Here is a 25,430-nt window from a genome sequence, read left to right on the forward strand (position 1 = left end):
AAAGCGATGCCATTAAGCGCACAACAGCTGGCCGCCCAAAAAAACCTGTCGTATGTGCTGGCAGAAAAGCTGGCTCAGCGGATTTTAGCGGGAAAATATGCCCCGGGCAGCATCCTGCCGGGTGAAATAGAGCTGGGTGAGCAGTTTGGGGTGAGCCGTACCGCCGTGCGCGAAGCGGTCAAAACCCTAACGGCAAAAGGTATGGTGCTTCCACGCCCTCGTATTGGCACACGCGTGATGCCCCAGAGTAACTGGAATTTTCTCGATCAGGAGCTGCTCTCCTGGTGGATGACGGAAGATAACTTTCATCAGGTCGTCGATCACTTTCTGGTAATGCGCAGCAGCCTTGAACCACAGGCATGTCTTCTCGCCGCCACGCTTGGTACGGCAGAGCAGAAAGCGCAGCTTAACGCGTTGATGGAAGAGATGGTGTTCCTGAAAAAACACTTCAACCGTGAACGCTGGGTTGAAGTCGATATGGCCTGGCATGAACACATCTATATGATGAGCGCCAATCCGTTCCTCACCTCTTTTGCCTCTTTATTCCATTCGGTCTACCACACCTACTTTACCTCTATTACACAAGACGAAGTGGTAAAACTGGATATGCATCAGGCGATAGTGGATGCCATTCAGGAAAGCGACGGGCAGCGAGCCCTGAATGCGTGCCAGGCATTGCTGGCCGCACCAAACCACCAGCAGGTAAATAAATGACAACGAAAAAAGCGCGCAGCATGGCCGGATTGCCGTGGATTGCAGCCATGGCGTTTTTTATGCAGGCACTGGATGCCACCATCCTCAACACAGCGCTTCCCGCTATTGCGCAAAGCCTTAACCGTTCCCCGCTGGCGATGCAGTCCGCCATCATCAGCTACACCCTGACGGTCGCGATGTTAATCCCGGTCAGCGGCTGGCTGGCCGACCGCTTCGGCACCCGCAGAGTTTTCATGCTGGCCGTGACGCTCTTTACGCTCGGTTCGCTGGCCTGTGCGCTCTCCTCATCCCTGACGGAGCTGGTTATCTTCCGCGTACTACAGGGCATTGGCGGCGCGATGATGATGCCCGTGGCGCGTCTTGCATTGCTGCGAGCCTACCCCAGAAGCGAACTGCTTCCCGTGCTTAACTTCGTCACCATGCCGGGTCTGGTCGGCCCGATACTTGGCCCGGTACTCGGTGGCGTGTTTGTTACCTGGGCAAGCTGGCACTGGATCTTCCTGATTAATATTCCGATTGGCGTTGCGGGGCTGCTGTACGCCCGCAAATATATGCCGAACTTCACCACGCCAAGGCGCAGCTTTGACATGGGCGGCTTTTTCCTGTTTGGCCTGAGCCTGGTTCTGTTCTCCAGCGGGATGGAATTGTTCGGTGAGAAAATCGTGGCGACATGGCTGGCCCTGTCCGTCATCCTCAGCGGAATTCTGCTGTTCCTTCTTTATATACGTCACGCGCGCCGTCACCCGACGCCGTTAATCTCCCTCGGGCTCTTTAACACCCGAACGTTTTCCGTCGGGATTGCGGGCAACATTGCGTCACGTCTGGGGACGGGTTGTGTACCGTTCCTGATGCCGCTAATGCTGCAGGTGGGTTTCGGCTACCCGGCCCTGATTGCTGGCTGCATGATGGCGCCCACGGCGATGGGCTCGATTCTGGCCAAATCAACCGTTACGCAAGTGCTGCGCTGGTTTGGGTATCGTAAGACGCTGGTTGGCGTGACGGTCTTTATCGGTCTGATGATTGCGCAGTTCTCGCTGCAATCCGCCTCGCTTCCCGTCTGGATGCTGATCCTGCCGCTATTTGTTCTGGGCATGGCGATGTCGACGCAGTTCACATCGATGAACACCATCACCCTCGCCGATCTGACTGACGAGAACGCCAGTAGCGGCAACAGCGTGCTGGCGGTAACGCAACAGCTGTCGATCAGTTTAGGGGTTGCCGTGAGTGCAGCGGTGCTGCGATTTTATGAGGGTTTTGACAGCGCGAATACCGTTGAGCAGTTCCACTATACCTTTATCACCATGGGTGCGCTCACCGTGGTTTCAGCGCTGGTCTTTATGCTGTTAAAACCGAAAGATGGGCGCAACCTGATCAAAGAACGCCATAAAGCAAAGTCTAAACCGAACCCCGTTCCATCAGAACAGGAGTAAGCTGCAGACGTTGCTGCTGAAGCGTGGGCTGCGCCATACGGTGGATCAGTACATCGACGGCCAGCTCGCCCAGTTCATCCTTCGGCTGATGGATGGTGGTCAGCGGCGGCGTCATGTAGCTTGCCAGTTCGATATCATCGTAGCCGATCACCGCCATATCGTCCGGCACGCGCAGGCCTGCCTGGTACAACGCCTGATAGGCACCAAACGCCATCGCATCGTTGCCAATAAATACGGCCTGTGGACGCTGCGCTTGCTCCAGTAATGTCTGCATCGCCTCAAAGCCACCGTGAAATTCAAAATCACCCGTAATACGGTAGCCTTCAGGAATGGCAAGCCCCGCCCGCGCCATCGCCGACAGATATCCCTCCAGACGCAAACGCGCGGGAGTTTTATCCAGCGGACCGGTAATGCAGGCGATACGGGTATAGCCTTTATCGATCAGATACTGGGTTGCCATGTCCCCGCCCAGCAGGGAGTTATCCTGAATAAGATCGCTGGTGCCGTCGAAGGGCGCCCAGTCCATCATCACCGTAGGAATAGAAGGGTAGCGCTGAATAATCTCTTTTGAGGGCTGATGCGTTTCGGTGCAGAGCAGCAGTAACCCGTCGACGCGTTTTTGCATCAGCGTTTCCAGGTTACGGTTCATGCGCTGCTCATCCCCTTCGGTATTGCACAGCACCAGGCTGTAACCACGCTCGAAGCAGCTGCGCTCTACGCCGCGAACCAGCTCAGAATAAAAGGGGTTAGTACTGGCGGTGATGAGCATGCCGATGGTGCGCGTCTGGTTCAGCTTGAGGCTGCGCGCCAGCGCCGACGGCGCATAGTTGAGATCTTTAACTGCCGCTTCGACCTTCTCCCGAATCGCCTCGCTGACGAAGCGGTCGTTATTAATCACGTGAGAGACTGTCGAGGTAGAAACACCCGCCAGGCGGGCGACATCTTTCATTGTGGCCAAGCGTTACCCCTGCTGACTTAAGAATTCATCGATCTCTTTACGCCACGGAACGGAAGGCTGGGCACCTTTGCGCGTCACCGCAATCGCCGCGGCTGCGTGCGCGAAGCGGATCGCATCATCCATTCTCTTGCCTTCCAGCAGCGCGGTCACCAGAGCACCATTGAAGGTATCTCCCGCCGCGATGGTATCAATCGCCTTCACCTTAAAGCCCGGCACACGACGGCCTTCACCGTTTACGCTTGCCCACACCCCGCGGCTGCCCAGGGTGATAATCACGGTACCGATGCCTTTATCGTGCAGCGCTTTTGCCGCACGCGCCGCGTCGTCATCATTTTCAACACGAATGCCCGTCAACTTTTCGGCTTCGGTTTCATTAGGCGTGATGATGTCCACCAGCGCCAGCAATTCGTCTGATAATACACGGGCAGGGGCAGGATTAAGTACGACGGTGGTGTGATTTTGATGCGCAATTTTGGCAGCGGCCAGCACGCTTTCGACCGGGGATTCAAGCTGCATCAGTAGCGCTTCGGCATTCGCAATACACTCACGCTGTGCTTCAACACGCTCGGTAGTTAATGCGGCGTTGGCGCCAGCATGAATACCGATGACATTCTCACCTTCCGCGTTGACGAAAATCAGCGCCACGCCAGTCGATTCCCCTGCAACAACGCTGACCGGCGCGATATCAATGTTATCGCTGGCGAGCTGTTTGCGCACTCGCTCACCGGTATCGTCATCCCCCGTGCAGGCGATAAACGCGATATTTGCCCCGCTGCGCCCGGCGGCGACGGCCTGGTTAGCACCTTTACCGCCGAATGCCACCTGATACTGGTTACCCGTGACGGTTTCGCCCGGCGTCGGGAACGATTCAAGGTTAAGAATGTGATCGGCATTGATGCTGCCAAGGACGACAAGGTTGCCTGCGGTTTTCATGGTTGGGTTGTCCATCTGAGAGCGCCACCGGTGTTACCCGGTGGCGTATGCCACACTTTTCTTTATTGGTGTCCCTCAGGCAGCCAGCGACTGCCTGAATCGCCTTTTACTGCTTAATAACCAGCTTCAGGTCAACAGGGTATTTGGCCTGAACTTTTTCGCCCTTCAGCACTTTGTCGGCAGTTTCGACGCCAGTCGCGCCAATCTGCTCAGGCAGCTGAGCGATGGTCGCAGCCAGTTTGCCATCATTTACCGCTTTTTCACCATCCGGCGTGCCGTCAAATCCGACAACCATCACATCAGATTTACCTGCAGTCTGCAGGGCACGCAGCGCGCCCAGCGCCATTTCGTCGTTCTGTGCGAACACAGCCTGCACGTCTGGGTGTGCGGTCAGCAGGTTCTGCATGACGTTCAGACCTTTAGTACGGTCGAAGTCTGCCGGCTGGCTCGCCAGCACGTTGAATTTGTGCGCCGCCACTGCCTGCTGGAAGCCTTCGCCACGCTCGCGGGCTGCAGACGTACCGGCAATGCCCTGCAGTTCGATAACTTTCGCGCCTTCGCCTGCTTTCTTCGCGATGTAATCACCGGCGATTTTGCCGCCCAGCACGTTATCAGACGCAATGTGGCTCACGACTTCGCCTTTCGTTGCCTGACGGTCCAGGGTGATTACCGGGATCTTCGCCTGGTTTGCCATTTTAACGGCGTTACCGACGGCGTCAGAGTCGGTTGGGTTGATCAGCAGAATTTTGGTACCACGAACGGTTAAGTCCTGAACGTTAGCCAGCTCTTTCGCCGGGTTGTTCTGTGAATCCAGTACCACCAGGTTGTAGCCCAGCTTGTCCGCTTCTTTCTGCGCACCGTCCTTCAGGGAGACGAAGAACGGGTTGTTCAGGGTAGAGACAACCAGCGCGATGGTGTCTTTCGCCATGGCGTTAGCACTTACGGTTGCGCTCAGCGCGACAGCAGAAACCAGGGTAGCCAGTTTTTTCATGTTCATATCTAAGATGTCCTGTAGTGTCGTCAGTTACTGTTTTTTGTTGTCTACCAGTACCGCCAGCAAAATCACCACTGCCTTAACGATCATCTGGTAATAGGAGGAAACACCTAATAAATTCAAACCATTATTCAGGAAACCGAGAATCAGTGCGCCGATCAATGTCCCAACAATGCGACCTTTACCGCCCGCAAGACTCGTACCGCCCAGAACCACTGCCGCAATGGCATCCAGCTCATAACCCGTACCCGCCGTTGGCTGCGCGGAGGAGAGGCGCGCCACTTCGATAATGCCCGCCAGAGACGCCAGCAGACCGCACAGCGAGTAAACGATAATTTTGACTTTATTAACGCTAATCCCGGACAGGCGCGTTGCCGCTTCGTTACCGCCCAGCGCATAGATATAACGACCCAGACGGGTGTGATGCAGCATGTACCACGCCGCCAGGAAGACGATAGCCATGATCCAGACCGGCGTCGGGACACCCAGCGGACGACCGATACCGAACCAGCCAAACAGATCGGCGTTGTCGGTAAAGCCCGTGTTCACCGGGCTGCCGTTGGTATAAACCATGGTCACGCCGCGCAGCAACAGCATCATCACCAGCGTCGCGATGAACGCCTGAACGCGGCCTTTCGCTACAATGACCCCGGTCACGGCACCGATTGCTGCCCCGGCAGCCAGCGCAGCGGCCACGGCCACCAGCGCGTTGACCTCAATTCCTACAATTGAAGCGGCGATCGCACCGGTGAGCGCCAGCAGGGAACCGACGGACAGATCGATACCTGAGGTCAAAATCACCAGCGTCATCCCGACCGCCATAATTGCGTTTACGGAAGTCTGCTGCAGGATGTTGAACAGGTTATTAACGGTGAAAAAGTTCGGGCTCATGGTCGATACAATCGCGATCAGCACCAGCAGGGCAATCAGCGATTTTTGTTCCATCAGCCATGCCTTTGTGAAATAGCGGCGACCAGAAACAGCCTGGGTAGTCATCTTCTTACTCCTGATTCACGCGATTAAGCTTGCCCACAGCGGCAGCCATCAGAACTTCCTGGGTGGCCTGCTCGCGAGTGAATTCACCGCCGAGATGCCCTTCATGCATGACGATAATGCGATCGCTCATGCCTAATACTTCTGGCATCTCGGAAGAGACCAGAATGATGCTCAGACCGTCGGCCTTGAACTGGTTAATCAGCTGGTAGATCTCTTTCTTGGCCCCGACGTCCACGCCGCGGGTTGGCTCATCAAGGATCAGGACTTTCGGGCGCGTCATCAGCCCGCGCGCAATAGCCACTTTCTGCTGATTACCGCCGGACAACAGGCCGATGGCCTGCTCCATCGACGGGGTTTTGACGTTAAAGAGGCGGATAAAATCGCTGACCGCCTGCTGTTCGTCCTTGTGTTTCAGGGTACCGCCGCTATGGCTGAAATAGCGCAGCGCGGTAAGCGACATGTTCTCTTTTACCGACATCCCGAGCACTAAGCCGTCGCGCTTGCGGTCTTCGGAGATATAGACGATGCCGTTTGCGAGGCCATCCTGCGGCGATCGAGTCACCACTTCATGACCGTCGAGGGTGACATACCCGCTGGTGCGCGGCAGCGCGCCATAAAGCACCTTCATCAGCTCGGTACGGCCGGCGCCCATCAGGCCCGCCACGCCCAGGATCTCGCCCTGGCGCAGGGTAAAGGTCACGTCGTTCACACCCGGACCGCAGAGATTATCCACCTTCAGGCGGATCTCACCCGGCGCTTTGTCCAGGTGCGGGTATTGATCTTCAAGCTTACGTCCCACCATCATTTCGATGAGCGTATCTTCTGTCAGCGTGGCCACTTCGCGCTCGGCAATAAACTGCCCGTCGCGGAAGACGGTAACGTCATCGCAAATCTCGAAGATCTCTTTCATGCGGTGAGAGATATAGACAATCCCACGCCCCTGCGATTTCAGCTCGCGTATGACGCGGAACAGGGATTCGGTTTCGGTATCGGTCAGGGCGTCGGTCGGTTCATCCATAATGATGACCTTCGACTCAAAGCTCAGCACCTTCGCGATTTCCACCATCTGCTGATCGCCAATCGAGAGATCGCCGACCAGGCGGTCGCTCTTAAAGCGCAGGTTCAGCTTCGCCAGCAGCTTGTCCGCTTCGGCATACATGGTTTTCCAGTCGATTTTGCCGAACCGGTTTACGAACTCGCGGCCCAGGAAGATGTTCTCCGCAATGGTGAGCTGCGGGATCAGGTTGAGCTCCTGGTGGATAATGCCGATACCGGCTTCCTGAGAAGATTTCGGGCCGTTGAAGGTGGTCTCTTTACCCAGCCAGACGAGTGAGCCGGCATCGCGTTGATAGATACCGGTCAGCACTTTCATCATGGTGGATTTGCCGGCGCCGTTCTCACCCACCAGCGCCATCACGCGCCCGGAGTAGACGTTCAGCGCCGCGCCGGAGAGGGCTTTTACGCCCGGGAACGACTTATCGATCCCTTTGAGTTGCAGTAATGCGTCCATGATGGCCTCAGAAGGTGACGCCAGCACAGAGAATAATATTCGCATACGGGGAACACTCCCCGCTGCGAATCACCGCCTGACTGTCTGCGGTTTGTTGTTTGAATTGTTCGTGCGTTGTGTAACGAATTTCTATGGTATTTCCCTGGTGTTGTTGCAGCTGCTCAAGGTGGCTGAGCAACGTTTCGTGGAGTTGCGGATTATGTTGTTTGATTTCCGCTGCGAGAATGGCCGCCTCAACCTGCATCTCCGCGGTCACCACGTCCAGTACCTGCATAAACGAAGGAACACCCTGCGTTAACGCCATATCGATACGGGTTGTGCTGCGCGGAACCGGTAAGCCTGCATCGCAAACCACCAGCGTATCGGTATGCCCAAGACGGGAAATAACCGATGAGATTTCTGAGTTGAGTACCGTGCCTTTCTTCATTTTCTTGCTCCACTAGCGAAACGTTTCGCTGATGTCAGTTTAATCTCAAGAATGTTCAGAAAACCACCATGGCGTAACAGATTTGTGATCGACGTCGAAACGTTTCGCTAAGTGAAATGGAGTGGAGGTAAATGCAAAACGGTAACCCTAAGGTTACCGTTTTTTATGTTTGCGCCCTCTCCCTGTGGGAGAGGGTCGGGGTGAGGGCATCAGGCCGCACAAAGACTTAAATCTCGACCTGCGTCCCCAGCTCAATCACGCGGTTAGGCGGGATCTCAAACTGGTCAGGCGCGCGCAGGGCGTTACGCTGCAGGATAAGGTACAGCTTGCCGCGCAGGCGCAGATACCACGGGCGCTTGCCGATAATCAGCGACTCGTGGGACATAAAGAATGACGTCTCCATCATCCGGCAGCTCAGCCCTTCCAGACCGCAGCGGTGGAACACCTCTTCCACGTTTGGCGTTTCACGCCAGCCGTAGCTCGCCACCACGCGCCAGAATGTCGGCGACAGCTGCTCGATTTGCACGCGTCGCACGTTGTGAACATACGGCGCATCTTCGGTGCGCAGCGTCAGCAGAATGACGCGTTCATGCAGAACCTTGTTGTGCTTGAGGTTATGCATCAGCGCAAACGGGATCACGTTCAGGGCACGAGACATATACACCGCGGTGCCGGGCACGCGGACCGGCGGTGATTTCTCAAGAGACGCTATCATCGCCTCGAGAGAATTACCGTGCTCATGCATGCGGCGCAGCAGGCGGAAACGCTCGCTTTTCCATGTGGTCATGACGATAAACATCACCAGACCCAGCGTCAGCGGCAGCCAGCCCCCGGAGACAATTTTGTCGAGGTTCGCCGAGAACAGCGGCACGTCGATATACAGGAAGCCCACCAGAATCATCGCCACGAGGAATTTATTCCAGTGCCAGTTTCGGTACGCCACCGTGGTGGAGAGAAGCGATGTCAGCACCATCGTACCGGTTACCGCAATGCCGTACGCCGCCGCCAGGTTGCTGGAGTGCTCGAAGCTGACGATAACAATGACAACAGCGAAATAGAGCAGCCAGTTAATGAACGGGATGTAGATCTGGCCCGACTCCATCTCAGAGGTATGGATGATGCGCATCGGTGAGAGGTAACCCAGACGCACGGCCTGGCGCGTCAGAGAGAACACGCCGGAAATCACCGCCTGGGAGGCAATAACGGTCGCCAGCGTTGCCAGAATCAGCATCGGCACCAGCGCCCAGTCAGGCGCCAGCAGGAAGAACGGGTTCTTAATCGCTTCCGGGCTTTTGAGCAACAGCGCGCCCTGACCAAAGTAGTTCAGCACCAGCGACGGCAGCACCACAATAAACCATGCCACGCGGATAGGCAGTTTCCCGAAGTGCCCCATATCAGCATACAGCGCTTCAACCCCGGTGATGGAGAGCACGACCGCACCCAGCGCCACGAAGGAAACCACTTTGTATTCAAGGAAGAAATGCACTGCCCAGTAAGGGTTCAGCGCGTGGAGCACTTCCGGGTTCGCGATAATGCTGCGCAAGCCAAGCGCCGCGAGGATCAGGAACCAGGCCAGCATAATCGGTGCAAACAGTTTGCCCACCAGCCCAGTACCGTGCTTCTGGATCATAAACAGCAGCGTCAGGACAATAATGGCCAGAGGAACAACCCAGGAATCAAGCTGCGGGGCAATAATCTCCAGCCCCTCTATCGCCGAGAGCACCGAAATAGCAGGCGTTATCACCACTTCCCCATAGAAGAAGCTGCCGCCAATCAGGCCGATAATGACTAGCACGGACGTCATTCTGGCTGAGGTATTGCGCCCTGCCAGGGACATCAGGGTCAGGATACCGCCTTCGCCCGCGTTATCAGCACGCATCACGAAAGAGAGATATTTAACGGAAACCACCAGGATCAGCAGCCAGAAGATGAGTGACAGGAAGCCAAACACGGCATCGCGTTCAACACCAAAGCCAAACTGGCCGGACAGACATTCACGAAGCGTATAAAGCGGGCTGGTGCCGATATCACCGTAGACAACCCCGATCGCCGCAAGCGTTATTGCGGGTAATGATTGCTTATTATCAGTGCTCATAGACTAGTCTTTTCGTTTAAATAACAAATGTGTGCCTAGTCCCTTGGCCCACAAAAAGCGCACAGTATGCACGATTCATTGCAAAATCGTACCCCTAAATGCAACCGCATTAATGTAGCGCAAAGAAAATTGCGCCGCACTTCAGTCTATTACCAGCCCTGACTGAAACGTCTATACTCGCTTCAATTGGCCGCCACGACGGCGAAAGGATGCAAAACTATTATGGCTCACTCACATTTATTAGCAGAAAGAATTTCCCGCCTCAGCAGCGCGCTGGAAAAAGGCCTTTTCGAGCGCAGCCACGCCATTCGCCTCTGTTTACTGGCGGCGTTGAGCGGTGAAAGCGTATTTTTGCTGGGCCCACCGGGTATTGCCAAAAGCCTGATTGCCCGCAGGTTAAAGTTTGCGTTTCAGAACGCCCGCGCCTTCGAATACCTCATGACCCGGTTTTCTACCCCTGAAGAAGTTTTTGGCCCGCTATCTATTCAGGCGCTGAAAGACGAAGGGCGCTATGAGCGTTTGACGGCGGGATATTTGCCTGAGGCAGAGATTGTTTTTCTCGATGAGATCTGGAAAGCGGGGCCGGCTATTCTGAACACCCTGCTCACGGCGATAAACGAACGGCGCTTCCGCAACGGCGCCAGCGAAGAGAAAATCCCGATGCGCCTGCTGGTGGCCGCGTCAAACGAACTGCCTGAAGCCGACAGCAGCCTGGAAGCGCTGTATGACCGCATGCTGATCCGCCTGTGGCTGGACAAAGTACAGGATAAATCCAACTTCCGCTCTATGCTGGTCAGCCAGCAGGATGAAAGTGAAAACCCGGTATCCGCTTCGCTGCAGGTCACGGATGAGGAGTATCACCAGTGGCAGCAGGATATTGGCAAAATCAAACTGCCGGACGCGGTCTTCGAGCTGATCTATCAACTGCGCCAGCAGCTCGATCTGCTCCCCTCTGCGCCCTATGTCTCCGATCGCCGCTGGAAAAAGGCGATCCGCCTGCTGCAGGCCAGCGCCCTGTTCAGCGGGCGCGATGCCGTAGCGCCAATCGATCTGATCCTGCTGAAAGACTGCCTCTGGCACGACGCGGAAGGCATGAACCTGATGCAGCAGCAGCTTGACGTTTTGATGACCGGACACGCCTGGGGGCAGCAAGCGATGCTCAACCAGCTGGGGGCGATTGCCCAGCGGCGCATCCAGCTCCAGCAGCAGCAAAGCGATAAAACCGCGCTGAAAGTGAATCGCCTGGGAGGCATGTTCGCCCGCAAACCGCACTATGAACTGCCCGCTGAACTGACTGGCCCGACGCTGACGCTGTTGCTCCAGCAGCCGCTCAAACTTCACGATATGCAGGTGGTGCACGTTACCATTGAGCGCGAGGCGCTGGCGCAGTGGCTGGACAAGGGCGGTGAGATCCGTGGAAAGCTCAACGGCATCGGCTTCGCGCAGCCGCTGAATATGGAAGTGGACAGCAGCCAGCACCTGGTGATCCGCGACGTAAGCCTGCAGGGCTCGCGCCTTGCGCTTCCGGGAACCGCTTCGGATAGCGTGCCGGAAGAGATCAAGCAGCAGCTGGAAGCGCTGGATACGGAATGGCACCAGCAGCACACGCGCTTCAGCGAGCAGCAAAAATGCCTCTTTATTCATAGCGACTGGTTAGGTCGTATCGAAGCCAGCCTGCAGGATGTAAGCGCACAGATCAAACAGGCGCGTCAATGCTAACCCTGGATACACTTAACGTTATGCTGGCCGTCAGCGAAGAAGGGTTGATCGAAGAGGTGGTCATAACCCTTCTGGCTTCGCCGCAGCTGGCAGCCTTCTTTGAAAAATTCCCGAAGCTTAAAAAAGCGATGACGGACGATCTGCCGCGCTGGCGGGAAAATCTGCGTCAGCGGTTCAAAGAGACCGAGGTTCCGCCGGAGTTAACGGACGAGGTGACCTGCTATCAGCAGTGCCAGCGGCTCTCCACCTCGCAGTTTATCGTCCAGCTTCCGCAAACACTGACGCTGCTCGACAAGGTCCACTCTCCGTTTGCCAGCCAGGCCCGGGCGCTGGTCACGGATAACGCCACGTTTACCCCCGCATTGCATACCCTCTTTCTACAGCGCTGGCGCCTGAGCCTGGTGGTTCAGGCCACGACGCTAAACCAGCAGCTGCTGGATGAAGAGCGCGAACAGCTGCTCAGTGAAGTTCAGGAGCGCATGACCTTAAGCGGCCAGCTCGAACAGGTGCTGGTGGAAAATGAGAACGCCGCAGGGCGTCTCTGGGACATGAGCGCCGGCCAGATTCGCCGCGGGGATTATCAGCTGATCGTCAAGTACGGCGATTTTCTGGCGCAGCAGCCTGAGCTGATGAAGCTTGCAGAACAATTGGGGCGATCAAGGGAGGCAAAGTCGGTCCCAAAGAAAGATGCCCCAATGGAAACCTTCCGCACCCTGGTGCGTGAACCGGCTACCGTGCCCGAACAGGTCGACGGGATCCAGCAGAGCGATGACATTTTGCGCCTGCTGCCCACGGAGCTGAGCACGCTCGGGATGACCGAGCTGGAATATGAGTTTTACCGTCGACTGGTGGAAAAGCAGCTCCTCACCTACCGACTGCACGGCGAAGCCTGGCGCGAGAAGCTCAGCCAGCGGCCGGTTATTAATCAGGATTTTGATGAACAGCCGCGCGGGCCATTCATTGTTTGCGTGGATACGTCCGGATCGATGGGCGGGTTTAACGAACAGTGTGCGAAGGCGTTCTGCCTGGCGCTGATGCGCGTGGCGCTCGCCGATCGCCGTCGCTGCTTCATCATGCTCTTTTCCAGCGAAGTGGTGGGCTATGAGCTAACCAACCAGCAGGGGCTCGAACAGGCGATCCGCTTTTTAAGCCAGCGTTTTCGCGGCGGTACCGATCTGGCCAGCTGTTTTCGCAGCATCGTTGAGCGGATGCAGGGGGGCGACTGGTACGACGCTGATGCGGTGGTGATTTCTGATTTTATTGCCCAGCGGCTGCCGGACGACGTAGTCAATAAAGTGAAGGAGCTGCAGCGGGTGCATCAGCACCGTTTCCATGCGGTGGCGATGTCCGCCCATGGAAAACCCGGCATCATGCGCATCTTCGATCATATCTGGCGCTTTGATACCGGGTTGCGTAGCCGCCTGCTCAGACGCTGGCAGCGTTAATTACAGAAGAGAGCCAACGCTTTCGCGCACCTGCTGCGGCCAGACACCACACTGAACCTGGCCGATATGCGGCAGCTGAAGCAGCAGCATGGTCAGGCGGGACTGGCCGATACCGCCGCCGATGGTCTGCGGCATTTCCCCGCGCAGCAGCGCCTGATGCCACTCAAGTTTGAGACGATCTTCATCACCGGTGACCGCCAGCTGGCGCTTCAGCGCGTCAGCATCCACGCGGATCCCCATAGAAGAAAGTTCGAATGCGTCTTCCAGTACCGGGTTCCAGACCAGAATATCGCCGTTCAGACCGGCATAGTCGCGCTCGCCCGGCGTGCTCCAGTCATCATAATCCGGTGCACGAACGTCGTGGCGTTTGCCATCAGACAGCTTGCCGCCGATACCCATCAGGAACACTGCCCCCAGCTCTTTGGCGATCGCACGTTCACGACCTTTGGCATCCAGATCCGGGAAACGGCTCAGCAACTCCTGGCTGTGCACAAAGTGGATCGTTTCCGGCAGGAACGGTGCCAGACCAAACTCTTTGCTTACTGCTGCTTCGGTAGCTTTGATCCCGGCGTAGATCGCCTCAACGGTAGCTTTCAGCGTACACACGTGACGCTCGCCATCCCCCATTACGCGCTCCCAGTCCCACTGGTCAACGTAAACGGAGTGAATTGGAGACAGGCGGTCTTCGTCGGGGCGAAGGGCTTTCATGTGCGTGTAGAGCCCTTCGCCCGCACTGAAGTCGTGTTGTCCCAGGGTTTGGCGCTTCCATTTCGCAAGGGAGTGAACCACTTCGAACTGGGCGTCTGGCAGTGTTTTCACTTTTACCTGTACCGCTTTTTCGCATCCAGAGAGGTTATCCTGCGTCCCATCACCCACGCGGCTGAGAATAGGTGCCTGAACTTCAATCAGACCCAGCTTGTCTTCCAGCTGGCGGGAAAAATGGGATTTAACGAAACTGATCTGGCGTTGTTTTGCGATGTAAGCGGTTTTCATTATTTATACTCCTGCGTCCTGTTGGTATTGATTAAGCAACAGAAATGGCACCTGATTCAATAACCTATCAACAAAAAGCCGCCTTCACTTTTGATTCGATAAAATTAGACGCTAGAATAGAGTGATTCATTAATCTTCATAAGAAAAAGCTATGGAAAATTATCAGATCGACAATCTCGACCGCGGCATTCTGGAGGCTTTAATGGCCAATGCCCGTACCGCCTACGCCGAACTGGCGAAACAGTTTGGCGTCAGCCCGGGAACCATTCACGTTCGCGTAGAGAAGATGAAGCAGGCGGGGATCATTACCGGCGCGCGCATTGACGTCAGTCCTAAGCAGCTGGGTTACGACGTCTGCTGCTTCATCGGCATCATTCTAAAAAGCGCTAAAGACTACCCCTCCGCCCTGGCGAAGCTGAACGCGCTGGATGAAGTCACCGAGGCGTACTACACCACCGGGCACTACAGCATCTTTATTAAGGTCATGTGCCGATCCATCGACGCCCTCCAGCAGGTACTTATCAACAAGATCCAAACAATCGATGAAATTCAGTCCACCGAGACACTGATCTCCCTGCAAAACCCGATCATGCGTACCATCCGCCCGTGATCGGGCAAATTCATTCCCACATTTTCCACAGGTAGATCCCAGCTCGTTCACAGCGTACAATGGCCGTCTCTTTATCTGGGCGAGCGATCAATGGCGGACATAACCCTTATCAGCGGCAGCACCCTTGGCGGTGCGGAATACGTAGCGGAACATCTGGCTGAAAAGCTGGAAGAGGCGGGCTTTTCCACACAAACCCTGCACGGCCCGTTGCTTGAAGATCTCCCGACTGACGGGGTCTGGCTGCTGATCACCTCCACGCACGGCGCGGGCGATCTGCCGGATAATCTGCAACCTTTATATGACGAACTGCTGGAACAGCAGCCCGACCTGTCAAACGTCCGTTTTGGCGCAGTGGGGATCGGCAGCCGCGAATATGACACCTTTTGCGGGGCAATAGAGAAAGTCGAAGCCGCTGTCACCTCTTGCGGAGCAAAACAGCTGGGTGAAACGCTCAAGATCAACATCCTCGATCATGACATTCCGGAGGATCCGGCCGAGATCTGGGTCGCGGAATGGAAAAATTTACTCAAAATCGATTAAAGATCGCGCGAACAGATGTGGATAACTCTGGTTAAAAGCTCGTATTAACCCGTAGTTATCCAAAGAACAACTGTTGTTTAGTTTTTTCCCTGTGTATAAAGTCGCGATCTGATCCCAGCTTATACTGCCCAGGATCACCGATCATTCACAGCAAACGATCCTTTCTAACCGTATGATCTTCTTTATGAGATCGGACTTATCCACACAGGTTCGCGATCCTAATAAGAGATCACAATAGAACAGATCTCTAAATAAAAAGATCTTCTTTTTAATAGCCCAGGATCCCAATGCTTTCTCGAAAGACTAAAGTTGAGTAGAATCCACGGCCCGGGCTTCAATCCATTTTCATACCGCTTTACGCGAGGCAGACCACCATGTTTTATCAGGATCCTTTTGACGTCATCATCATTGGCGGGGGTCATGCAGGCACTGAGGCCGCAATGGCCGCAGCGCGTATGGGTCAACAGACCCTACTTTTGACACACAATATCGACACGCTGGGACAAATGTCCTGTAATCCGGCGATTGGCGGCATTGGGAAAGGACACCTGGTAAAAGAAGTGGATGCACTTGGCGGCCTGATGGCGAAAGCGATCGATCATGCAGGCATCCAGTTTAGGATACTAAACGCGAGTAAAGGGCCTGCTGTTCGTGCGACCCGTGCACAGGCAGACCGCGTGCTTTACCGCCAGGCTGTGCGCACTGCGCTGGAGAACCAACCGAACCTGATGATCTTCCAGCAGGCTGTTGAAGATCTTATCGTCGAGAACGATCGCGTCGTGGGTGCCGTGACCCAGATGGGTCTCAAGTTCCGCGCAAAAGCGGTTGTGCTGACCGTCGGGACATTCCTGGACGGAAAAATTCATATCGGTCTGGATAACTACAGCGGTGGCCGCGCTGGCGATCCGCCGTCTATTCCACTGTCTCGCCGTCTGCGCGAACTGCCGCTACGCGTTAGCCGCCTGAAAACAGGCACGCCTCCGCGTATTGATGCGCGCACCATTGATTTCAGCGTGCTGGCGCAACAGCACGGCGATAACCCAATGCCGGTCTTCTCGTTTTTGGGCAATGCGGCGCAGCATCCGCAGCAGGTGCCGTGCTACATCACGCACACCAACGAGAAAACCCATGACGTGATCCGCAATAACCTCGATCGTAGCCCAATGTACGCAGGGGTGATCGAAGGGATCGGACCACGCTACTGTCCGTCGATCGAAGACAAAGTGATGCGCTTTGCCGATCGTAACCAGCACCAGATCTTCCTGGAGCCGGAAGGGCTGACCTCAAACGAAATTTACCCGAACGGCATCTCCACCAGCCTGCCGTTCGACGTGCAGATGCAAATTGTTCGCTCAATGCAGGGGATGGAGAACGCGAAAATCGTTCGCCCTGGCTACGCTATTGAGTACGATTTCTTCGATCCGCGTGACCTGAAGCCGACCCTCGAGAGCAAATTCATCAACGGTCTGTTCTTCGCGGGTCAGATTAACGGCACCACCGGTTACGAAGAAGCGGCTGCTCAGGGCCTGCTTGCCGGTCTGAACGCCGCACGTTTCTCAGCCGAGAAAGAGGGCTGGGCGCCAGGCCGTTCTCAGGCGTATCTGGGCGTGCTGGTTGACGATCTCTGCACCCTGGGTACCAAAGAGCCGTACCGCATGTTTACCTCTCGCGCGGAATATCGCCTGATGCTGCGCGAAGATAACGCCGATCTGCGTCTGACCGAAATGGGGCGTGAGCTGGGTCTGGTCGATGACGAGCGCTGGGCACGCTTCAACGAGAAGCTGGAGCGTATTGAACAGGAACGTCAGCGCCTGAAAACGACATGGGTGAATCCTCAGGCGGAAACTGCTGCTGAAGTGAACGCTCACTTAACTGCGCCGCTCTCGCGTGAAGCCAGCGGTGAAGATTTGCTGCGTCGCCCTGAAGTTACCTATGAGAATCTGGTGAAACTGAGCGCATTCGCGCCGGGCCTGGAAGACGCTGAAGCGGCAGAGCAGGTTGAGATCCAGGTGAAATACGAAGGCTACATCGCGCGTCAGCAGGATGAGATTGAAAAACAGCAGCGCAACGAAAACACGCTGCTGCCGGAAATGCTGGACTACCGTCAGGTCACGGGTCTTTCCAACGAAGTGATCGCCAAGCTGAACGATCATAAACCGGTGTCGATTGGCCAGGCGTCCCGTATCTCGGGCGTTACCCCTGCGGCCATTTCGATCCTGCTGGTTTGGCTGAAAAAGCAAGGTATGCTGCGCCGCAGCGCGTAATTGACATTGTTTTTGGCGGGTGGCGCTTCGCTGACCCGCCCTACTTATTCGTAGGCCCGGTAAGCGGCAGCGCCACCGGGCGAAAAATCTCTAAACAGGTACCCACCGTGCTCAATAAACTCTCTCGTCTGCTGGATCAGGCAGGTATTTCGCTCACCGATCACCAGAAAAATCAGCTGGTGGCCTATGTCGATATGCTGAACAAATGGAACAAAGCGTACAACCTGACGTCGGTACGCGACCCCAACGAGATGCTGATTCGCCATATTCTCGATAGCATCGTGGTTGCGCCGTATCTGAAAGGTGAGCGTTTTATCGACGTGGGGACGGGCCCTGGTCTGCCGGGCGTTCCGCTGTCGATTGTTCGCCCTGAGAGTCATTTCACGCTGCTGGACAGCCTTGGCAAACGCGTACGCTTTTTACGTCAGGTGCAGCATGAGCTGAAGCTTGAGAACATCACACCCGTGCAGAGCAGGGTTGAGGAGTTCCCGGCGGAGCCGCCGTTTGACGGTGTTATCAGCCGCGCGTTTGCTTCACTCAATGATATGGTGAGCTGGTGTAAGCATTTACCCGCAGAGAATGGCCGCTTTTATGCGCTGAAAGGGCAGCTGCCAGGCGATGAAATTGAACAGCTTCCGGACGGTTTTGTTGTTGAATCCATCGAGAAATTAAACATTCCTCAGCTCGATGGGGAACGCCATCTGGTGATAATTAAGCCAAACAATTTTTAAAAATTTAATAAAAAATGTGGAATTTGTGCTGTTCTTACCATGTTAAAAAACAGCACAACTACCGGGGTTTTACCGGTGAGCTTTTAACCTCTTTTTCACTAAGGTTTTTCTTACGGTTAACGTAGCGCCTGTTATTTACCGTGAAGATAGTCATCTGTGAAAATATAAGTCTGCTAAAAGTGGGAAGCAGCAACCAGAACGTAATGTTAATTATTTATTAAGAATGTCAATAAAAGGTTTTTATTGTGTACCGGGCTGTTTTGAAAATAGTTACGACGTTTTGCTTTTAATTTCATAAAGATAAAATTATGCGATTTGCGTCTTTGATAAATACAACCTTATCGCAAATGTGTGTTTTGTGATCTCGTGCACGCTTTATCGTCAACGTTTTCGCGCTGTTTGCAGTTTTGGTCGAAGGTTTGCGCTTTCAGCGAAAGTTAAAAAATAGCGGTGGGGAAAAATATTTAAACATTTATTCACCTTTTCGCTACTTAATGTTTGAAATCACGGGTGCGCACCGTATAATTTGACCGCTTTTTGATGCTTGACTCTGAGCCTTAAAGGACGTTTTATACGACACGCGGCATACCTCGAAGGGAGCAGGAGTAAAAACGTGATGTCTGTGTCGCTCTTGAGTAGAAACGTTGCTCGTAAGCTTCTGTTCATTCAGTTTCTGGCTGTGATAGCAAGTGGACTGCTGTTTAGCCTCAAAGACCCCTTCTGGGGCATCTCCGCCGTGTGTGGGGGTTTGGCGGTTGTGCTGCCAAACGTGTTGTTTATGATTTTTGCCTGGCGTCATCAGGCGCATACACCCGCCAAAGGCCGCGTGGCCTGGTCCTTCGCCCTCGGCGAAGTGTGTAAGGTGTTGCTGACCTTTGCTCTACTGGTGATGGCGCTGGCGGTTTTGAAAGTGGTCTTCATGCCGCTGATAGCAACGTGGGTTTTGGTGCTGGTGGTACAAGTTCTGGCTCCAGCTGTAATCAATAACAAAGGGTAAAAGGCATCATGGCTTCAGAAAATATGACGCCGCAGGATTACATAGGTCACCATCTGAATAACCTTCAGCTGGACCTGCGTACATTCTCGCTGGTGGATCCACATAACCCCCCGGCCACCTTCTGGACGATCAACATCGACTCCATGTTCTTCTCGGTGGTTTTGGGTCTTCTGTTCCTGGCCATGTTCCGCGGTGTTGCTAAAAGAGCGACCAGCGGTGTACCAGGGAAATTCCAGACCTTCATCGAAATGATCATCGGCTTCGTCCATGGCAGCGTCAAAGACATGTACCATGGTAAGAGCAAGCTGATTGCTCCGCTGGCCCTGACCGTGTTCGTTTGGGTCTTCCTGATGAACCTGATGGACCTGCTGCCAATCGATCTGCTGCCGTTTATCGGCGAGCACATCTTCGGCCTGCCTGCGCTGCGTGTTGTACCGTCTGCTGACGTGAACATCACCCTGTCGATGGCGCTGGGCGTGTTTATCCTGATTCTTTTCTACAGCATCAAAATGAAAGGCGTAAGCGGCTTTGTGAAAGAGCTTACCTTGCAGCCGTTCAACCACTGGGCGTTTATTCCGGTCAACCTGATCCTGGAAGGCGTTAGCCTGCTGTCCAAACCTGTTTCACTGGGTCTGCGACTGTTCGGCAACATGTATGCGGGTGAGCTGATTTTCATTCTGATCGCGGGTCTTCTGCCGTGGTGGTCACAGTGGATTCTGAATGTGCCATGGGCCATTTTCCACATCCTGATCATTACGCTGCAAGCCTTTATCTTCATGGTTCTGACGATCGTCTATCTGTCGATGGCGTCTGAAGAGCACTGATTTTTTACCAACACTACTACGTTTTAATTGAAACAAACTGGAGACTGTCATGGAAAACCTGAATATGGATCTGCTGTACATGGCTGCCGCTGTGATGATGGGTCTGGCGGCTATCGGTGCTGCGATCGGTATCGGCATCCTCGGGGGCAAATTCCTGGAAGGCGCAGCGCGTCAACCTGATCTGATTCCTCTGCTGCGTACTCAGTTCTTTATCGTTATGGGTCTGGTGGATGCTATCCCAATGATCGCTGTAGGTCTGGGTCTGTACGTGATGTTTGCTGTCGCGTAGTAGTAGTTTTAAAACCCTAAGCCACAGAAATTAAAGAGGTATTGTGCTGTGAACATGAACGCAACAATCCTCGGCCAGGCCATCGCGTTTATTCTCTTTGTCTGGTTCTGCATGAAGTATGTATGGCCGCCTTTAATGGCTGCCATCGAAAAACGTCAGAAAGAAATTGCTGACGGTCTGGCTTCTGCAGAACGCGCTAAGAAAGATTTGGACCTTGCACAGGCCAACGCGACAGACCAGCTGAAAAAAGCGAAAGCGGAAGCTCAGGTTATCATCGAACAGGCTAACAAACGCCGTTCGCAGATCCTGGACGAAGCCAAAGCTGAAGCAGAACAGGAACGTACTAAGATCGTGACACAAGCTCAGGCTGAAATTGATGCCGAGCGTAAACGTGCTCGCGAAGAACTGCGTAAGCAGGTTGCGATTCTGGCTGTTGCTGGCGCCGAGAAGATCATCGAACGTTCCGTGGATGAAGCTGCTAACAGCGACATCGTGGACAAACTTGTCGCTGAACTGTAAGGAGGGAGGGGCTGATGTCTGAATTTGTTACGGTAGCTCGCCCCTACGCCAAAGCAGCTTTTGACTTTGCTGTCGAACACCAAAATGTCGATCGCTGGCAGGATATGCTGGCGTTTGCCGCTGAGGTGACGAAAAACGAACAAATGGCCGAGTTGCTGTCTGGTGCTTTAGCGCCTGATACCCTCGCCGCGTCGTTTATCGCCGTGTGCGGAGAGCAACTGGATGCCAATGGCCAGAACCTGATTAAGGTCATGGCTGAAAATGGTCGTCTCCGTGTGCTCCCGGATGTTCTCGAGCAGTTTGAGCACTTACGTGCGCTGAGTGAAGCTACTGCCGAAGTCGAAGTGACTTCTGCGACTGAACTGAGTAATGAACAGCTTGCGAAAATCACCGCCGCGATGGAAAAACGTCTGTCACGCAAAGTTAAGCTGAATTGCAAAATCGATAAGTCTGTAATGGCAGGCGTAATCATCCGTTCGGGTGATATGGTCATTGATGGTAGCGTACGCGGCCGTCTTGAACGCCTTGCAGACGTCTTGCAGTCTTAAGGGGACTGGAGCATGCAACTGAATTCCACCGAAATCAGCGAACTGATCAAGCAGCGCATTGCTCAGTTCAATGTTGTGAGTGAAGCTCACAACGAAGGTACTATTGTTTCTGTAAGTGACGGTGTTATCCGCATCCACGGCCTGGCCGATTGTATGCAGGGTGAGATGATTTCCCTGCCGGGTAACCGTTACGCTATCGCACTGAACCTGGAGCGCGACTCCGTAGGTGCAGTTGTGATGGGTCCATACGCTGACCTCGCCGAAGGCATGAAGGTTAAGTGTACTGGCCGTATTCTGGAAGTGCCGGTTGGCCGTGGCCTGCTGGGTCGCGTTGTTAACACCCTGGGTGCGCCAATCGACGGTAAAGGTCCGGTTGAGCACGATGGCTTCTCCCCAATCGAAGTTATCGCACCAGGCGTTATCGACCGTCAGTCCGTAGATCAGCCTGTTCAGACAGGTTATAAGTCCGTTGATGCCATGATCCCAATCGGTCGTGGTCAGCGTGAACTGATCATCGGTGACCGTCAGACCGGTAAAACCGCAATGGCTATCGACGCCATCATCAACCAGCGTGACTCCGGTATCAAATGTGTGTACGTGGCCATCGGCCAGAAAGCGTCCACCATTTCTAACGTGGTTCGTAAACTGGAAGAGCACGGTGCACTGTCTAACACCATCGTTGTGGTAGCAACTGCTTCTGAATCTGCTGCACTGCAATACCTGGCACCATACGCAGGTTGCGCAATGGGCGAATACTTCCGTGACCGCGGTGAAGATGCGCTGATCGTATACGATGACCTGTCTAAACAGGCTGTTGCTTATCGTCAGGTTTCCCTGCTGCTCCGTCGTCCACCTGGACGTGAAGCGTTCCCTGGCGACGTATTCTACCTCCACTCTCGTCTGCTGGAGCGTGCTTCCCGCGTTAATGCGGAATATGTCGAGAACTTCACCAAAGGTGAAGTGAAGGGTAAAACGGGCTCTCTGACCGCTCTGCCGATCATTGAAACCCAGGCGGGTGACGTTTCTGCGTTCGTTCCGACCAACGTAATCTCCATTACCGATGGTCAGATCTTCCTGGAAACCAACCTGTTTAACTCCGGTATTCGTCCGGCAGTTAACCCGGGTATCTCCGTATCCCGTGTTGGTGGTGCTGCTCAGACCAAGATCATCAAGAAACTGTCCGGTGGTATCCGTACCGCGCTGGCACAGTATCGTGAACTGGCTGCGTTCTCTCAGTTCGCATCCGATCTGGATGAAGCAACCCGTAAACAGCTGAGCCACGGTCAGAAAGTGACCGAGCTGCTGAAGCAGAAACAGTACGCTCCAATGTCTGTTGCTCAGCAGGGCCTGGTACTGTTCGCGGCTGAACGCGGTTACCTCGAAGATGTGGAACTGGCGAAAATCGGTAGCTTCGAAGCCGCTCTGCTGGCTTACGTCGACCGTGATCACGCTCCGCTGATGCAAGAGATCAACCAGACCGGTGGCTATAACGACGAAATCGAAGGCAAGCTGAAAGCTATCCTCGATTCCTTCAAAGCAACCCAATCCTGGTAATCGTCCGGCGGCTTGTCTCAGGACAAGCCGCCTGGCATTGAGGAGAAGCTCATGGCCGGCGCAAAAGAGATACGTAGTAAGATCGCAAGCGTCCAGAACACGCAAAAGATCACTAAAGCGATGGAGATGGTCGCCGCTTCCAAAATGCGTAAATCGCAGGATCGCATGGCGGCCAGCCGTCCTTATGCAGAAACCATGCGCAAAGTGATTGGTCACCTTGCGAACGGTAATCTGGAATATAAGCACCCTTACCTGGAAGAACGCGACGTTAAGCGCGTGGGCTACCTGGTGGTGTCGACCGACCGTGGTCTGTGTGGCGGCTTGAACATTAACCTGTTCAAAAAACTGCTGGCGGATATGAAAGCATGGTCCGAGAAAGGCGTTCAGTGCGATATCGCAATGATCGGCTCTAAGGGCGTGTCTTTCTTTAACTCCGTGGGCGGCAACATTGTCGCTCAGGTGACCGGTATGGGTGATAACCCGTCCCTGTCCGAACTGATCGGCCCGGTTAAAGTGATGTTGCAGGCTTATGATGAAGGCCGTCTGGACAGACTGTACGTTGTCAGCAACAAATTCATTAACACCATGTCTCAGGTTCCAACGCTCACTCAGATGCTGCCGTTACCGGCATCAGAAGATGACGAGCTGAAACAAAAAGCCTGGGATTACCTGTATGAACCCGATCCGAAACCGCTGCTGGATACCCTGCTGCGTCGTTACGTTGAATCACAGGTTTATCAGGGCGTTGTAGAAAACCTGGCCAGCGAGCAGGCCGCACGAATGGTGGCGATGAAAGCCGCGACCGATAATGGCGGCAGCCTGATTAAAGAGCTGCAGTTGGTTTACAACAAAGCTCGTCAGGCCAGCATTACTCAGGAACTCACCGAGATCGTCTCGGGGGCCGCCGCGGTTTAACCAGGTTTACGAATTACGTAGAGGATTCAAGATGGCTACTGGAAAGATTGTCCAGGTAATCGGCGCCGTGGTGGACGTCGAGTTCCCTCAGGACGCCGTACCACGCGTGTACGACGCGCTTGAGGTACAGAATGGTAACGAGAGCCTGGTGCTGGAAGTTCAGCAGCAGCTCGGCGGCGGTATCGTGCGTACCATCGCGATGGGTTCTTCCGACGGTCTGCGTCGTGGTCTGGAAGTAAAAGACCTTGAGCACCCGATCGAAGTCCCGGTAGGTAAAGCAACACTGGGTCGTATCATGAACGTATTGGGTCAACCAATCGACATGAAAGGCGACATCGGTGAAGAAGAGCGTTGGGCTATCCACCGCGCGGCACCTTCCTACGAAGAGCTGTCCAGCTCTCAGGAACTGCTGGAAACCGGCATCAAAGTTATCGACCTGATGTGTCCGTTTGCGAAGGGCGGTAAAGTTGGTCTGTTCGGTGGTGCGGGTGTAGGTAAAACCGTAAACATGATGGAGCTGATCCGTAACATCGCGATCGAGCACTCCGGTTACTCCGTGTTTGCGGGCGTGGGTGAACGTACTCGTGAGGGTAACGACTTCTACCACGAAATGACTGACTCCAACGTTCTGGACAAAGTATCCCTGGTTTACGGTCAGATGAACGAGCCACCAGGAAACCGTCTGCGCGTTGCGCTGACCGGCCTGACCATGGCTGAGAAGTTCCGTGACGAAGGCCGTGACGTTCTGCTGTTCGTCGATAACATCTACCGTTACACCCTGGCCGGTACTGAAGTATCAGCACTGCTGGGTCGTATGCCTTCAGCGGTAGGTTATCAGCCTACGCTGGCGGAAGAGATGGGTGTTCTTCAGGAACGTATCACCTCTACCAAAACCGGTTCTATCACCTCCGTTCAGGCGGTATACGTACCTGCGGATGACTTGACTGACCCATCTCCAGCCACCACCTTTGCGCACTTAGATGCAACCGTGGTACTGAGCCGTCAGATCGCGTCTCTGGGTATCTACCCAGCCGTTGACCCGCTGGACTCCACCAGCCGTCAGCTGGATCCACTGGTTGTGGGTCAGGAACACTACGACACCGCGCGTGGCGTACAGTCCCTGCTGCAGCGTTACCAGGAACTGAAAGACATCATCGCCATCCTGGGTATGGATGAACTGTCTGAAGAAGATAAACTGGTGGTAGCACGTGCGCGTAAGATCCAGCGCTTCCTGTCCCAGCCGTTCTTCGTTGCGGAAGTATTCACCGGTTCTCCGGGTAAATACGTTTCCCTGAAAGACACCATCCGTGGCTTTAAAGGCATCATGGAAGGCGAATACGATCACCTGCCAGAGCAGGCGTTCTACATGGTTGGTTCCATCGACGAAGCCGTGGAAAAAGCCAAAAAACTTTAACGCCTTAATCG

24 protein-coding genes are annotated in these 25,430 nt (G+C 54.6%); 16 read left to right on the top strand and 8 right to left on the bottom strand.

Annotated elements, in window-relative coordinates:
• Window positions 1–6: 6 nt before the first annotated feature.
• Window positions 7–714 carry a FadR/GntR family transcriptional regulator gene (locus ACWHWP_RS23580; protein ID WP_059312415.1) on the top strand — a complete coding sequence of 236 codons (708 nt, stop codon included), beginning with the start codon at window positions 7–9 and terminating at the stop codon, window positions 712–714.
• Window positions 711–2,144 carry a multidrug transporter subunit MdtD gene (gene mdtD / locus ACWHWP_RS23585; RefSeq protein ID WP_447856582.1) on the top strand — a complete coding sequence of 478 codons (1,434 nt, stop codon included), beginning with the start codon at window positions 711–713 and terminating at the stop codon, window positions 2,142–2,144. Before ACWHWP_RS23580 ends, mdtD begins: the two co-directional genes overlap by 4 nt.
• On the opposite strand, the gene rbsR is transcribed toward mdtD, so the two are convergent.
• The 7 genes from rbsR to kup all read right to left on the bottom strand — a co-directional run bounded on the left by rbsR (window position 2,110) and on the right by kup (window position 10,057).
• A complete protein-coding gene (gene rbsR, locus ACWHWP_RS23590) occupies window positions 2,110–3,102 on the bottom strand; it encodes a ribose operon transcriptional repressor RbsR (protein ID WP_134348222.1) in 993 nt (330 codons plus the stop codon). The two genes, mdtD and rbsR, sit on opposite strands and share 35 nt — an antisense overlap.
• A 3-nt stretch (window positions 3,103–3,105) precedes the next feature.
• The gene (gene rbsK, locus ACWHWP_RS23595; RefSeq protein WP_063432000.1) at window positions 3,106–4,035 is read right to left on the bottom strand and encodes a ribokinase; all 930 of its coding nucleotides are present in this window, start codon (window positions 4,033–4,035) and stop codon (window positions 3,106–3,108) included.
• 106 nt (window positions 4,036–4,141) lie between these two features.
• Window positions 4,142–5,032 (bottom strand): ribose ABC transporter substrate-binding protein RbsB, encoded by an 891-nt coding sequence (gene rbsB / locus ACWHWP_RS23600; protein ID WP_010426610.1) that lies wholly within the window; start codon window positions 5,030–5,032, stop codon window positions 4,142–4,144.
• 27 nt (window positions 5,033–5,059) lie between these two features.
• Entirely contained in the window at window positions 5,060–6,025 is a 966-nt protein-coding gene (gene rbsC, locus ACWHWP_RS23605) for a ribose ABC transporter permease (protein ID WP_006808742.1), read from the bottom strand.
• A gap of 4 nt (window positions 6,026–6,029) precedes the next feature.
• On the bottom strand, window positions 6,030–7,535 hold the full coding sequence (gene rbsA, locus ACWHWP_RS23610) for a ribose ABC transporter ATP-binding protein RbsA (RefSeq protein ID WP_063957995.1): 1,506 nt from the start codon (window positions 7,533–7,535) through the stop codon (window positions 6,030–6,032).
• 7 nt (window positions 7,536–7,542) lie between these two features.
• Entirely contained in the window at window positions 7,543–7,962 is a 420-nt protein-coding gene (rbsD, locus tag ACWHWP_RS23615) for a D-ribose pyranase (RefSeq protein WP_008503495.1), read from the bottom strand.
• Window positions 7,963–8,188: 226 nt separating this feature from the next.
• Entirely contained in the window at window positions 8,189–10,057 is a 1,869-nt protein-coding gene (gene kup, locus ACWHWP_RS23620) for a low affinity potassium transporter Kup (protein ID WP_447856585.1), read from the bottom strand.
• 222 nt (window positions 10,058–10,279) lie between these two features.
• Here kup and ravA point away from each other — a divergent pair, with 222 nt between their 5' ends.
• Together ravA and viaA are read left to right on the top strand one after the other, a co-directional pair.
• Entirely contained in the window at window positions 10,280–11,776 is a 1,497-nt protein-coding gene (gene ravA / locus ACWHWP_RS23625; RefSeq protein WP_063431992.1) for an ATPase RavA, read from the top strand.
• Window positions 11,770–13,221 (top strand): ATPase RavA stimulator ViaA, encoded by a 1,452-nt coding sequence (gene viaA, locus ACWHWP_RS23630; RefSeq protein ID WP_447856587.1) that lies wholly within the window; start codon window positions 11,770–11,772, stop codon window positions 13,219–13,221. The genes ravA and viaA overlap by 7 nt, the downstream gene beginning before the upstream one ends.
• Here the strand turns inward: viaA and asnA are convergent, their stop codons facing one another.
• The gene (gene asnA / locus ACWHWP_RS23635; protein WP_447856589.1) at window positions 13,222–14,214 is read right to left on the bottom strand and encodes an aspartate--ammonia ligase; all 993 of its coding nucleotides are present in this window, start codon (window positions 14,212–14,214) and stop codon (window positions 13,222–13,224) included.
• A 151-nt stretch (window positions 14,215–14,365) separates the two neighbouring features.
• On the opposite strand from asnA, the gene asnC reads away from it, so the two are divergent.
• The 12 genes from asnC (at window position 14,366) to atpD (ending at window position 25,419) form a co-directional block, all read left to right on the top strand.
• The gene (gene asnC, locus ACWHWP_RS23640) at window positions 14,366–14,824 is read left to right on the top strand and encodes a transcriptional regulator AsnC (RefSeq protein ID WP_008500198.1); all 459 of its coding nucleotides are present in this window, start codon (window positions 14,366–14,368) and stop codon (window positions 14,822–14,824) included.
• A gap of 90 nt (window positions 14,825–14,914) precedes the next feature.
• Complete coding sequence (mioC, locus tag ACWHWP_RS23645; RefSeq protein ID WP_447856590.1) at window positions 14,915–15,364, top strand: FMN-binding protein MioC; 450 nt, start codon at window positions 14,915–14,917, stop codon at window positions 15,362–15,364.
• 374 nt (window positions 15,365–15,738) lie between these two features.
• On the top strand, window positions 15,739–17,628 hold the full coding sequence (gene mnmG, locus ACWHWP_RS23650) for a tRNA uridine-5-carboxymethylaminomethyl(34) synthesis enzyme MnmG (protein ID WP_447856591.1): 1,890 nt from the start codon (window positions 15,739–15,741) through the stop codon (window positions 17,626–17,628).
• Window positions 17,629–17,735: 107 nt separating this feature from the next.
• Window positions 17,736–18,359, top strand: a complete 624-nt coding sequence (gene rsmG, locus ACWHWP_RS23655) for a 16S rRNA (guanine(527)-N(7))-methyltransferase RsmG (protein ID WP_047348154.1) — start codon at window positions 17,736–17,738, stop codon at window positions 18,357–18,359.
• Window positions 18,360–18,975: 616 nt separating this feature from the next.
• Window positions 18,976–19,356, top strand: a complete 381-nt coding sequence (gene atpI, locus ACWHWP_RS23660) for a F0F1 ATP synthase subunit I (protein ID WP_008500194.1) — start codon at window positions 18,976–18,978, stop codon at window positions 19,354–19,356.
• A gap of 8 nt (window positions 19,357–19,364) precedes the next feature.
• Entirely contained in the window at window positions 19,365–20,180 is an 816-nt protein-coding gene (gene atpB, locus ACWHWP_RS23665) for a F0F1 ATP synthase subunit A (RefSeq protein ID WP_023309789.1), read from the top strand.
• 49 nt (window positions 20,181–20,229) lie between these two features.
• Window positions 20,230–20,469 (top strand): F0F1 ATP synthase subunit C, encoded by a 240-nt coding sequence (gene atpE, locus ACWHWP_RS23670; RefSeq protein ID WP_000429386.1) that lies wholly within the window; start codon window positions 20,230–20,232, stop codon window positions 20,467–20,469.
• 48 nt (window positions 20,470–20,517) lie between these two features.
• Entirely contained in the window at window positions 20,518–20,988 is a 471-nt protein-coding gene (gene atpF, locus ACWHWP_RS23675) for a F0F1 ATP synthase subunit B (RefSeq protein ID WP_014072436.1), read from the top strand.
• Between the two features lie 14 nt (window positions 20,989–21,002).
• Window positions 21,003–21,536 carry a F0F1 ATP synthase subunit delta gene (atpH, locus tag ACWHWP_RS23680; RefSeq protein ID WP_047347410.1) on the top strand — a complete coding sequence of 178 codons (534 nt, stop codon included), beginning with the start codon at window positions 21,003–21,005 and terminating at the stop codon, window positions 21,534–21,536.
• A gap of 12 nt (window positions 21,537–21,548) precedes the next feature.
• The gene (atpA, locus tag ACWHWP_RS23685) at window positions 21,549–23,090 is read left to right on the top strand and encodes a F0F1 ATP synthase subunit alpha (RefSeq protein WP_003862367.1); all 1,542 of its coding nucleotides are present in this window, start codon (window positions 21,549–21,551) and stop codon (window positions 23,088–23,090) included.
• 51 nt (window positions 23,091–23,141) lie between these two features.
• Window positions 23,142–24,005, top strand: a complete 864-nt coding sequence (atpG, locus tag ACWHWP_RS23690; protein WP_008500191.1) for a F0F1 ATP synthase subunit gamma — start codon at window positions 23,142–23,144, stop codon at window positions 24,003–24,005.
• A gap of 31 nt (window positions 24,006–24,036) precedes the next feature.
• On the top strand, window positions 24,037–25,419 hold the full coding sequence (atpD, locus tag ACWHWP_RS23695) for a F0F1 ATP synthase subunit beta (RefSeq protein ID WP_006177559.1): 1,383 nt from the start codon (window positions 24,037–24,039) through the stop codon (window positions 25,417–25,419).
• Window positions 25,420–25,430: the final 11 nt, after the last annotated feature.

Source organism: Enterobacter sp. WI-ESBL-E8 (genome assembly GCF_053364895.1).